Source organism: Cupriavidus sp. GW821-FHT07C08 (assembly GCF_059419025.1).
Genome location: NZ_JBWKQZ010000029.1, coordinates 110,404 through 120,917, shown reverse-complemented (window position 1 = coordinate 120,917; position 10,514 = coordinate 110,404). Strand labels below are relative to the sequence as shown.

The 10,514-nt window shown below is 66.5% G+C and carries 11 protein-coding genes; 5 read left to right on the top strand and 6 right to left on the bottom strand.

Going from position 1 to position 10,514, the window contains the following annotated elements:
- Positions 1-251: 251 nt before the first annotated feature.
- The 4 genes from AC07UK_RS29530 to minC all read right to left on the bottom strand — a co-directional run bounded on the left by AC07UK_RS29530 (position 252) and on the right by minC (position 3,692).
- A complete protein-coding gene (locus AC07UK_RS29530; protein ID WP_494686935.1) occupies positions 252-1,355 on the bottom strand; it encodes a porin in 1,104 nt (367 codons plus the stop codon).
- A gap of 366 nt (positions 1,356-1,721) precedes the next feature.
- The gene (gene minE / locus AC07UK_RS29525; protein ID WP_114135779.1) at positions 1,722-1,976 is read right to left on the bottom strand and encodes a cell division topological specificity factor MinE; all 255 of its coding nucleotides are present in this window, start codon (positions 1,974-1,976) and stop codon (positions 1,722-1,724) included.
- 21 nt (positions 1,977-1,997) lie between these two features.
- Positions 1,998-2,813, bottom strand: coding sequence for a septum site-determining protein MinD (gene minD / locus AC07UK_RS29520; RefSeq protein WP_010811452.1), 816 nt, complete (start codon positions 2,811-2,813; stop codon positions 1,998-2,000).
- Between the two features lie 66 nt (positions 2,814-2,879).
- Positions 2,880-3,692: a septum site-determining protein MinC gene (minC, locus tag AC07UK_RS29515; protein ID WP_494686936.1), complete on the bottom strand. Its 813-nt coding sequence runs from the start codon at positions 3,690-3,692 to the stop codon at positions 2,880-2,882.
- 229 nt (positions 3,693-3,921) lie between these two features.
- On the opposite strand from minC, the gene AC07UK_RS29510 reads away from it, so the two are divergent.
- Both AC07UK_RS29510 and AC07UK_RS29505 read left to right on the top strand, forming a co-directional pair.
- Positions 3,922-4,893 carry a magnesium and cobalt transport protein CorA gene (locus AC07UK_RS29510; protein WP_436220550.1) on the top strand — a complete coding sequence of 324 codons (972 nt, stop codon included), beginning with the start codon at positions 3,922-3,924 and terminating at the stop codon, positions 4,891-4,893.
- 154 nt (positions 4,894-5,047) lie between these two features.
- The gene (locus tag AC07UK_RS29505) at positions 5,048-5,752 is read left to right on the top strand and encodes a tetratricopeptide repeat protein (RefSeq protein WP_436220551.1); all 705 of its coding nucleotides are present in this window, start codon (positions 5,048-5,050) and stop codon (positions 5,750-5,752) included.
- Between the two features lie 51 nt (positions 5,753-5,803).
- On the opposite strand, the gene AC07UK_RS29500 is transcribed toward AC07UK_RS29505, so the two are convergent.
- Positions 5,804-6,634 (bottom strand): MerR family transcriptional regulator, encoded by an 831-nt coding sequence (locus tag AC07UK_RS29500; protein WP_436220552.1) that lies wholly within the window; start codon positions 6,632-6,634, stop codon positions 5,804-5,806.
- A gap of 98 nt (positions 6,635-6,732) precedes the next feature.
- Here AC07UK_RS29500 and AC07UK_RS29495 point away from each other — a divergent pair, with 98 nt between their 5' ends.
- The 3 genes from AC07UK_RS29495 to AC07UK_RS29485 all read left to right on the top strand — a co-directional run bounded on the left by AC07UK_RS29495 (position 6,733) and on the right by AC07UK_RS29485 (position 9,854).
- Complete coding sequence (locus AC07UK_RS29495; RefSeq protein ID WP_153954985.1) at positions 6,733-7,677, top strand: LysR family transcriptional regulator; 945 nt, start codon at positions 6,733-6,735, stop codon at positions 7,675-7,677.
- A gap of 122 nt (positions 7,678-7,799) precedes the next feature.
- Complete coding sequence (locus AC07UK_RS29490; RefSeq protein WP_153954986.1) at positions 7,800-8,768, top strand: Bug family tripartite tricarboxylate transporter substrate binding protein; 969 nt, start codon at positions 7,800-7,802, stop codon at positions 8,766-8,768.
- Between the two features lie 111 nt (positions 8,769-8,879).
- Entirely contained in the window at positions 8,880-9,854 is a 975-nt protein-coding gene (locus AC07UK_RS29485) for a M14 family metallopeptidase (RefSeq protein WP_494686937.1), read from the top strand.
- Positions 9,855-9,942: 88 nt separating this feature from the next.
- On the opposite strand, the gene AC07UK_RS29480 is transcribed toward AC07UK_RS29485, so the two are convergent.
- The gene (locus AC07UK_RS29480) at positions 9,943-10,485 is read right to left on the bottom strand and encodes an Sbal_3080 family lipoprotein (RefSeq protein WP_013955188.1); all 543 of its coding nucleotides are present in this window, start codon (positions 10,483-10,485) and stop codon (positions 9,943-9,945) included.
- Positions 10,486-10,514: the final 29 nt, after the last annotated feature.

Here is a 10,514-nt window from a genome sequence, read left to right as displayed (position 1 = left end):
AGGTCGAAACCCCTTCCCCGCAGACCGTCTGCGAGCCTGGTGTGGCGTCATTGCCAACGGGATAGAAGTGTGGTTTTTAGCTCGAGACCTCTAGGACCTCGAGCGGCGCAGTGAAAACTGCGTTTTGTCGCCCGTGTTCTCTTGTGGAAGAAATTTTGCCTAAGAGAATGGCCATCTCTGCTAGTACAGAGATGGCCATTGAGAATTACATCAACACTTTAAGCGACCGCCTATGACTGATCAGACAACGATCAGAAGATGTGGCGGATACCTGCGCCCAGGCCGAGCTGGTTGTCCCTGCCCGGCAGTTGGGTCTTCGCGCCGCCGGTGACCTTGTTGTAGTCCACGGTGCCGTAGACCTGGGTACGCTTGGACAGCGAGTACTCGGCCAGCAGAACGCCGGTGTAGCGGTTGCCGCTGACATCGGACAGACCGTTGGTGTTCTTGATGTGATCACCATAGAACACGCCGGTCAGCGCCAGAGCCGGGGTGGCCTGGTAGGTAGCGCCGATGTAGCCGATGTTGTCCTTACGCGGGCTTGCCGTGTAATTGCCACCAGCCGGGATCGGATTGGCGCTGTTCGCCGGCGTGAAGAAAGCGGCGTCGATCAGGCCAGTCTTATCCTTGCCACCGATGTAGCCGAGGAAAACCTTGGCCGGGCCAAAGGCGTACTTACCGGCGGCACCCCACATTTGCTGCTTGTTGCCGTTCACGTCACGGAATTCCTGGTACACGCCGCCAACACCCCACGGGCCGGATTCATATGCAGCGCGGGCGCCAAAATACGGTGCGTTGCCATTGGGCGGGTTGGTCTGTGCGTGCGTGAAGCTGCCAGGCTTCTCACCGAAGCCATAGCTGACGCCAACGTTCAGGCCACCGAACTTGCCGGAGTAGCCGATCACGTTGTCGCTGCGGAACTGCGTCAGGAAGAAGGGCCAGGCGTTCTGGTCGTAGTTGCCGATGGTCAGCGGATCGTAGTCACCGAAGAAATTAAAGCCTTCGGTGTACTGGCGGCCCAGCTTGATGGTGCCGAAATCGCCGCTCAGGCCAACATATGCCTGACGACCGAACAGGCGACCGCCTTGGTTGGCCTTGCCGGTATCCGGATCAAAGCCGTTTTCCAGTTGGAAGATGGCCTTCAGGTTGTTGCCCAGGGACTCGCTGCCTTTCAGGCCCCAGCGGCTGTTAGTGACCGCGCCGTTGCTCAGCTGGGTCTGGCTGTGGTTCTGTGCGTCGGAATTGGTGGTGAAGCGAATGCTCTGGTCAACGATACCGTACAGGGTAACGGACGACTGGGCGAACGCCGAACCTGCCAACAGGCTGCCGGCTGCGAGGACGATGGCCGATTTCTTCATGGTGCTCCTTTTCTGTCTTGTACTGTTCTCTCCGCCGGATCACGGCGTGGACGAGGTCTACGTATCTTGTAGACGCCGCGAAAATTTAACAAAACGTAAGCTACAAGGACACAAAACTCCGCCAAGCTGCGCTTTCGAGCAGGATTTTGGTGCAAATCCGTTGTCTCGCCGCTACAGAATTCCGAATTGGGGCATTTTGGCAGCGCTGGCAAGCTGGCCTGCACACTGGGCTGGCGGGGAATTACGAAAGGGAGAACAGAGGCCGGCCGACCCCGGCGCGCAAGCGGCGCCGCGGTCGGCGGAAAGACAGGACGTGCGGGAAAACCGAAGCAGGAGGAACGAATCCGGCAGCGCCGGGATCCGTCCTCAGTTGTGCGGGATCTCGATCTTGACCTCGAGCACCTCGAGGTTGTCCTGGCGTTCCAGGCTGACGCGCAGGTCCTGGTCGCCGATCTTGACGTACTTGGAGATTACCGCCACCAGCTCGCGCTGCAGCGCGGGCAGGTAGTCGGCGGGCGCGGAATGGCCGGTGCGCTCGTGCGCCAGGATGATCTGCAGCCGCTCCTTGGCGACCGACGCGGACTTCTTCTTCTCTCCCAGCAGGAAGGAAAGGATCGACATGGGGTGAGCCCTCCTTGACCGTTACTTGTTGCCGAAGATGCGGGAGAGCAGACCCGGCTTCTGGTAGTCGGTGAAACGCATCGGCTTGTCCTTGCCGAGGAAGCGGTCCACCACGTCGCCATAGGCGTCGGCCACGTCGCTGCCTTCCAGGTGGATGGCGGGCGTGCCCTGGTTGGAAGCATGCAGCACGGCCTCGGATTCAGGCACCACGCCGATCAGCTTGATGCGCAGGATTTCCTGGATGTCGGTCAGCGACAGCATTTCGCCGCCATGCACGCGCTTGGGGTTGTAGCGGGTGATCAGCAGGTGTTCCTTGATCGGGTCGCCGCCTTCGCTGGCGCGCTTGGTCTTGGACGCCAGGATGCCCAGGATGCGGTCCGAATCGCGCACCGACGACACTTCCGGGTTGGTCACGATCAGCGCCTCGTCGGCGAAGTACATCGCCATCAGCGCGCCCGACTCGATGCCGGCGGGCGAGTCGCAGATGATGAATTCGAAATCCATCTCGATCAGGCCGTTGATGACCTTCTCGACGCCTTCGCGCGTGAGCGCATCCTTGTCGCGCGTCTGCGAGGCCGGCAGGATGAACAGGTTCTCGCACTTCTTGTCCTTGATCAGCGCCTGGCGCAGGTTGGCTTCGCCCTGCACCACGTTGATCAGGTCGTACACCACGCGGCGCTCGCAACCCATGATCAGGTCAAGGTTGCGCAGGCCGACGTCGAAGTCGATCACGGCAGTCTTGTGGCCGCGCAGGGCCAGGCCGGCGGCAAAGCTGGCGCTGGTGGTGGTCTTGCCGACGCCTCCCTTGCCGGAGGTCACAACGATGATTTTTGCCATGGCTCTTTGGTCCAGTAATAAGTTGAAGCTTGCGCTCTCTGCAATTCGGTCCCGAGGGCTGCGCGGTTACTTGAGCCGCAGCGCTTCGAGAATCAGTTTTTCATCGGCCAGGCGCACCTGGGCGGTCTTGCCGAGCACATCGGCCGGAAGCGTCTGCTCCGCGGTCCGGTAGATGCCGGCGATGGAAATCAGTTCAGGCTCCATGCACGTGCTGAAGATGCGCGCGCCGGTGTTGCCCTTGACGCCCGCCAGCGCACGGCCGCGCAGCGGGGCATAGATATGGATGTTGCCTTCGGCGATCACCTCGGCGCCATAGCTGACCACGTCCAGGATGACCACGTCGCCCTGCGCGTAGACCTGCTGGCCCGAGCGCAGCGGCTTGTCGATCAGCATGGTCTGGGTCTGGCGGATGGCAGCGGCCACGGCGGCGTCGGTGGTGGCCTGCGCGGCGGCGCGGATGGATTCCTCGCGCGCGGCCTGTTCGGCGGCGGCCTGTTCCGCCGCGGCTGCGGCCCTGGCCTCGGCGGCGCGGTCGGTGGCGCGATCGGCGCCACTGCCGCGGCGGGCCTGGCTGTCCAGCAGCGGCAGGCCGAAGCGCTCGGCCCACTCGCGCTGGCCGGGGCGGGCCACCACGCCGATGGCGCGGGCCCTGAGCGTGGCCAGCGTCTCGATCACGGTGCCAAGCGCGACTTCGCTGTCATCTTCCAGCGGGCGCAGGTCCAGCGCAATCACGTCATTGGAAAAGAAGTCGGGGGTGGCTTCAAAGCGGGCGAGGAGGTCATCCCGCAGCGCAGCCATGTCGGCGGTCTGGAGGGCGAGAAGGAGGGCGTCTACGTTGCCACTGCGCAGCTCGAAGCGTGGCGATTTCTTCTGGGACATAGCCGGGTGACCGTGGAAATGCCACATTCTAACGTCGTATCTGTCGCGAACTGTAACAATTGGATCGATATGTACAGCAGGTGGCGCGTGGGTTCCATATGCGCGTGCACGGCACACCGTAGCGCCGGGCAAGTGCGGCCAGCGTGGTATGCCGCGCGGGCAACGCGCATCGAGTCCGGCGCATCGTAAAGGCTTGTTACGATTGCGCCATCTGATCAGCGGAGTTTTCATGGGCGCCATCGTCAATTGCGTGGCCTACCGGCAGGGCAAGCGGCTCAGCACGGTGGGCATGGATGAGATCCGCACCGTGCTGGGGGTGCCGGGCACCTTTGTCTGGCTGGGCTTGCATGAGCCTGACCTCGCGCTGCTGCGCCAGGCCCAGCAGGCGTTCGGCCTGCACGACCTGGCGGTGGAGGATGCGCTCGATGCGCACCAGCGCCCCAAGCTCGAGGCCTACGGCGATTCGGTCTTCGTGGTGCTCAACACGGCGCAACTGGTGGAAGATGAAGTCGTGGTCGGCGAGACCCATCTCTTTGTCGGCCCCAACTATGTGGTTTCGGTGCGCCATGGTGTCAGCAGCACCTATGCGCCCGTGCGCGAGCGCTGCGAGCACGACCCGCACGGCCTGGCCAATGGCCCGGGCTATGTGCTGTACGCGCTGATGGACTTTATCGTCGACCACTACATGCCCATCGTCACGCGCCTGGAAGACACCTTCGAGGCGCTGGAGGAGGGTATCTTCCGCGACGAGTTCGACCGCAAGGCGATCGAGCGCCTGTACCAGATCAAGCGCCAGGTGCTGCGCCTGCGCAATGCGGTCAGCCCGGTGGAAGACATGTGCGGCCAGCTGATCCGGCTGCACGAAGACCTGGTGCCGAAGGAGCTGCGCGCCTATTTCCGCGACATCGAAGACCACGCCAGCCGGCTGGTGCGCACCCTCGACGTGGTGCGCGAAATGCTGACCACTGCCGTGCAGGTCAACCTGGCGCTGGTCACCGTGGGCCAGAACGAAGTGGTCAAGCGTCTGGCTGGCTGGGGCGCGATCCTGGCGATCCCGACCGTGATCTTCAGCCTGTACGGCATGAACTTCGATTTCATGCCTGAGCTGAAAGTCCCCTTCGCCTACCCGGCCGTGATCGGCGTGACCGCGGTCGCCTGCGGGGGCCTGTGGCGGCGGTTGCATCGGGCCGGGTGGATCTGAATACCTGGTTTTATCTGCGCGAGGAATGATCGTGGCAGATATTGTGGCTGATTGATTATTCGCATGGATATTCCGGCGATACCGCGCCTGCCTACCGGCGCGGTGCCCTGACTCCTACACTGGAATCAGGAAGGCGCTGTACCCGGAGTCCGCCATGTCGATAGCCCGCCCCCCGATTGCCGCCTTGCTCGCCGGCGCCACCGCCGCATGGCTGTTGTGCATGCAGCCGGCAGCCTCCGCACCGCAGCCGCCTGCCCCCGCGCAGGCCCAGACCCGCGACGCGGTCACCGCGTATGAAGCGGGCAACTTCGACCAGGCCCTGCGCGGCTTTGCCGACGCGGCCCGGCAGGGCAACCGCCTGGCCCAATTCAACTACGCAATGATGCTGCTGCGCGGCGAGGGCACCGCCGCCCGCCCGCAGGAGGCGTTGGTCTGGCTGAAAAAAGCGGCCGACAACCAGATGACGCATGCCCAGTACACCTGGGGCGACCTTTATGAGCGCGGCGAACTGGTGCCGAAGTCACTGGAGGAAGCCAACCGCTGGTATGCACTGGCCGCACAGGGCGGGCACGTGCAGGCGCAGATGGCGCTGGCGACGAACTACTTCACTGGCCGGGGCGTGCCGCGCGACTACGGACAGGCGTTCACGTGGTACAGCCGCGCGGCCAGTGCCGGCGACGGCGGTGCGCAATACATCGTCGGCAGCTTCTACGAGCACGGTGAGCCCGGCGTGGTCGACCGGGATCTCGAGCAGGCCAAGATCTGGTATGCGCGCTCAGCCGCGCACGGGGATCCGGGCGCGCTGGCGAAGTTGCGGTCGTTGCTGGAGGAGTCGGTGCGGGGAAGGGCGGCGAGGTAGCGCAGCCGGATGACTGTGCCCGGAAGCGTCAACCATGTCCTCGCACATCTGTCATGTATGTCCGCCGCCCCCGCCTTCCTCATCATGCAGGTGCTCGATGATCGCCGCCACCCGGTCCCCCAGGTATTTGTTGGCCGAGATCTCCAGCGCCCGCATCATCTCCGTCTCCGCCATCACCAGCGCCAGCGGGCGGATGCGCCACAGGATCTCCACCAGCCGCGGCACGTCCTGCGGCGGCGGCAGCTTGCCAACGCCGAAGCGGTCCAGCTCGCGCACCACGGTAGCGACGATATGGTCCGATACCGCCTGGAAATGCCCGCGCGACTGGGCGATGATCTCCAGCACGTCTTCCAGCGCAAAGCCCGCCTGGGCGATCTCCGCGCCCGCGGCCAGCGCGCGCGGGCTGTGCGCGAGATAGCCCAGGCCGTCCGGTTCCAGCAGCCCCAGTGAGATCGCCTTGGCCAGGGCCGGGCGCGAGATCGCACGGCCGAACAGCCGCGCCAGCGCCAGGTAGGAGTAGTGCCGCGGCGTCTCGTTGGTCCACGGGCTGCTGATGGCGGTCTCCAGCCCCAGGATCGAGCGCAGGTCGTGCCCTTCGACGATGGCCTTGAGCAGCTCGGTGATATTGGCCAGCGTGTAGCCGCGCGCCAGCAGGTGGTGGATCAGCTTGAGCCGCCCCAGGTGCGCCTGCGTGTAGATGCCCACGCGCCCGCGCCGCAGCGGCGGATCGATCAGGCCGCGGTCCTGGTAGGAGCGCACGTTGCGCACCGTGGTGCCGGCCACGCGCGCCAGCTCGTCGATGGTGTATTCGGGGGCGGGCGGCGTGGTGTCGGACGCCTGGCTGGTCGGGGACGAGGGGTGGCGGCGCCGGATCAGTGTCATGCGAAAAATTCTAACCGAGGAATGCGGCAGGCAAAGGTGGCGGCCGGTTTTGCCGATAATGAGGGCATTGCCGCCCCACCCTCAACTGTCCGCCCTCCATGCATATCCGCTGGCTCGAAGACTTCGTCTGCCTGGCCCAGGCCGGCAGCCTGGCGCGCGCCGCCGAACTGCGCAACGTGACCCCGCCCGCGTTTGGCCGGCGCATGCAGGCGCTTGAGGTCTGGGCCGGCGCCCCGCTGATCGACCGCAGCGCGTTCCCGGTGCGGCTGACCGCCGAAGGGCGCCAGTTCCTGGAAGCCGCGCAGAGCGCCTTGCGCACGCTGGACGAGACCCGCCTGGCGCTGCGCGCCGCGCACCGCGCCGACGCCAGCACGGTCACCATCGCCACCGGCAAGACCCTGGCGCGCTCGATGGTGCCGGCGTGGCTGGCGGGCCTGCGCGAGGCGCTGCGGCACGACCCCGCGGCGGCCGGCTTCCGCACGCGGCTGTCGACCTTCCCGATGCATGACGCGCTGGCCATGTTTGCCGAGGGCGATGCCGACTTCCTGCTTTGCTACAGCCCGCCGGACTTGCCGGTGATGCTGGATGACGCGCGCTACCAGTTCCACCTGGCCGGCGTGGAGCGGCTGGTGTGTGTGAGCGCCGCCGATGCGCGCGGCGCGCCGCTGCACCGCCTGGCGACCGGCAAAGCTGCGGCAAAGCCGGTCCCGATGATCGCCTACGCCGAGACCCTGACACTCGGCCGCATGGTCAACCAGGAGATCGCGCGCCGCAAGCTGGCGCCGCGGCTGGACGTGATCGCGGTCAGCGACTTTGCCGAGTCGGTGCATGAGATGGTGCGCCAGCGCATGGGCCTGGCCTGGCTGCCGGCACGGCTGATTGCCGACGACCTGCACGCCGGGCGCCTGGTGCGTGCCATCGGCGGCGTACGCAGCGATGATGGTGGCGACCTGGCGCTCGATATCCGCCTGTACCGCCCGCGCGCGCCGATGCGCCCGCTGGCCGAGGCCTTCTGGCAGGCGGCGGTGCAGGCACCGCGCTGATGCGCCTTCGGCCACCATTGCCGAATCGGCAACCCCCCTTGCCAAAGCTGCACGCCGGGCCGGTTGCGCGCTCACTACCATCGCTCCACAACAACCATTCCGGGACCCCCAGAGCCAAGACCATGAAGACCATCCTGCGCGCGGCCGCTGCCGCACTCTGCCTTGCCGCTTCCGCCGGCGCCGTTGCCTCCGCCTGGCCCGCCAAGCCGATCACGCTGGTGGTGGGCTACACCGCCGGCGGCAGCGTCGACCTGGTGGCCCGGACCATCGCCCCGGAACTGGGCAAGCGCCTGGGCCAGAGCGTGGTGATCGAGAACCTGGGCGGCGCCGGCGGCACCATCGGCGCGGCCAAGGTGGTCAAGGCCGAGGCCGACGGCTACACCCTGCTGATGGGCTCGGGCAGTGAAGTGTCGATCGCCCGCCTGACCAACCCCGCCGTGCGTTATGACGGCGAGAAGGACCTGGCGCCGGTGACCTTCGTCGGCACCCAGCCGATGGTGCTGGTCGGCAAGCCCGGCCTGGCGGCCAGGAATGCGGCCGAGCTGATCGCGCTGGCCAAGGCCCAGCCGGGCAAGCTGGCGTATGCCTCGTCGGGCGTGGGCACGCCGCTGAACCTGGCCGGCGAGCTGATCAAGCAGCAGGGCAAGGTCAATATCACGCACGTGCCGTACAAGGGCGCGTCGGCCATGGCCACCGACCTGCTCGGCGGCCAGATCGACCTGGCGGTGATGGTGCTGTCGTCGGCGCTGCCGCATATCCAGGCCGGCCGCGTGCAGGCCTACGGCGTGACCAACGCCAAGCGCTCGCCGGTGGCGCCGAACGTGCCCGCGCTGGCCGAGACGCCCGCGCTCAAGGGCGTCGACATGGGCGTCTGGTTCGGCCTGATGGGCCCGGCCAGGCTGCCGCAAGCGGTGGTGGAGCGCCTGAACACCGAGATGCAGGCCGTGCTGGCCATGCCGGATGTGAAGAAGAAGCTGGCAGAAGCCGGCGTGGAAGTGGCACCGGCTAATCCGGCGCAGTTCGGCAGCTTTATCAAGCGCGAGACGGGGCGCTATCGCACCATCGTGCAGACGGCTGGCATTCATGAGTAAGTGAGGTTGCGGGCCGGCGCCGGCAACGCCCGCCCCCCTTCCTCAGTCCGATTCACAACAACGACCCCGCAGGCACACGACCCGCCAGGCGTCCTGAACGCACCGATTCCCATGACCCAGCCCACCCCACCGATCGACGCCTACCCCGTCGATGTCGCATTCCCCGACATCCGCGCCTACGCCGCCGGCAACACCGGCATCCCCTACCTGTTCACCTTCGACAGCGGCCAGCCTGGCCCGCACGTGATGGTCAACGCGCTGACCCACGGCAACGAGGTCTGCGGCGCCATCGCCGTCAAGGCGCTGCTGGACCACGGCCTGCGCCCGCGCCGCGGCCGGCTGACGCTGGCGTTTGCCAACGTTGACGCGTACCACAGCTTCGATGCCGCCAGGCCCGACGCATCGCGCTTTGTCGACCAGGATTTCAACCGCGTATGGACCGCCAGGGTGCTCGATGATGCCAGCCTGGATTCATCGGAGCTGCGCCGCGCGCGTGCCATGCGCCCGGTGATCGACACCGTCGACCTGCTGCTGGACCTGCATTCGATGCATGAGAAAAGCCGGCCGCTGATCGTCTCCGGCCCGCTCGACAAGGGCATCGCCCTGGCGTGCGCGCTGGGCGCGCCGGCCGATGTGATCGTCGACGAAGGCCACCCCGAAGGCCGCCGCATGCGCGACTACGATGGCTTTGGCGAGGCCGCCAGCGCGCGCAATGCACTGCTGATCGAATGCGGCCAGCACTGGGAGCCCGCCGCCGTGACCGTGGCGCAGGACAGCACCGCGCGCTTCCTGCTGCATGCCGGCGTGATCGATGCAAGCGACTTGCCCGCGGGCTGGCTGCAACCGCTGCCCGCCACGCAGCGCGTGGTGCGCGTGACCGAGCCGGTGGTGGCCACCAGCATGGACTTCCGCTTTGCCGGTCCCTATACCGGGCTGGAGACCTTCACCGAGGCCGGGACCGTAATCGGCTGGCGCGACGGCGAGCCAGTGGTGACGCCGTATCCGGATTGCGTGCTGGTGATGCCGTCGCTGCGCCAGTTGCGCCCGGGCGTGACCGTGGTGCGCCTGGGCCGGCTGGAGCGCTGATCCGGGTACGCTGGGCCGGGCGCGGCTGCGCCCGGCAAGAGGCTGCGCAGAGCGGCATGGTGCGGCCCTCCGGTTGACTGCAGAGAGGCTAGGCCGCCGGAGCGGCCGTGCCCGCCGGCGGCGGGGGCGGCGGCAGCATGCCGGGGAACAGCTGTTCCACCAGTTCATCCAGCTTGGACGACGGCTGCACGAAGTTGCTCAGGTTGAGCCCGCCCGCGCTGCGGTTGGCGTTATAAATGGCCTTGCCGACACGGTCGCCATTGCGGAACACGGTGATATCCGCGCTGTTCAGGTACGCAGTCCAGTACCAGGCGCTGCGCGCCGTGTACAGCGCCACCACCGGGCACGCCGCGATCGAGGTCTGCGCCTGCAGCACCTTCACCTCGAAATTGCGCCGCCGCAGCGATGAGAGAAAGCTCTCGACAAAGTCATTGCCCGTGACCGGGTTCACCACCACGCACAGCAGCGTGCCGTTGGCGCCGTAGTTGCCCAGCGGGCCGCCGCCAGCCGGCACCTGGAACGCGACAAGGGGATCGGTGCGGTCGGGCCGGTCGACCGGGGTCACTGCCTGGTAGGTCGAGCAAGCGGTGATCAGCAGGCCAAGGCCTGCGGCCAGCAGAGTTTTGTACATGGATGTCCTGTGTGGCTGGGGCGGGCTGC

Coding starts and splice junctions, on each gene's coding strand:
- AC07UK_RS29530 (WP_494686935.1), bottom strand. CDS start 1,355: ATGAAGAAATCGGCCATCGTCCTCGCAGCCGGCAGCCTGTTGGCAGGT.
- minE (WP_114135779.1), bottom strand. CDS start 1,976: ATGTCGATCCTTTCCTTCCTGCTGGGAGAGAAGAAGAAGTCCGCGTCG.
- minD (WP_010811452.1), bottom strand. CDS start 2,813: ATGGCAAAAATCATCGTTGTGACCTCCGGCAAGGGAGGCGTCGGCAAG.
- minC (WP_494686936.1), bottom strand. CDS start 3,692: ATGTCCCAGAAGAAATCGCCACGCTTCGAGCTGCGCAGTGGCAACGTA.
- AC07UK_RS29510 (WP_436220550.1), top strand. CDS start 3,922: ATGGGCGCCATCGTCAATTGCGTGGCCTACCGGCAGGGCAAGCGGCTC.
- AC07UK_RS29505 (WP_436220551.1), top strand. CDS start 5,048: ATGTCGATAGCCCGCCCCCCGATTGCCGCCTTGCTCGCCGGCGCCACC.
- AC07UK_RS29500 (WP_436220552.1), bottom strand. CDS start 6,634: ATGACACTGATCCGGCGCCGCCACCCCTCGTCCCCGACCAGCCAGGCG.
- AC07UK_RS29495 (WP_153954985.1), top strand. CDS start 6,733: ATGCATATCCGCTGGCTCGAAGACTTCGTCTGCCTGGCCCAGGCCGGC.
- AC07UK_RS29490 (WP_153954986.1), top strand. CDS start 7,800: ATGAAGACCATCCTGCGCGCGGCCGCTGCCGCACTCTGCCTTGCCGCT.
- AC07UK_RS29485 (WP_494686937.1), top strand. CDS start 8,880: ATGACCCAGCCCACCCCACCGATCGACGCCTACCCCGTCGATGTCGCA.
- AC07UK_RS29480 (WP_013955188.1), bottom strand. CDS start 10,485: ATGTACAAAACTCTGCTGGCCGCAGGCCTTGGCCTGCTGATCACCGCT.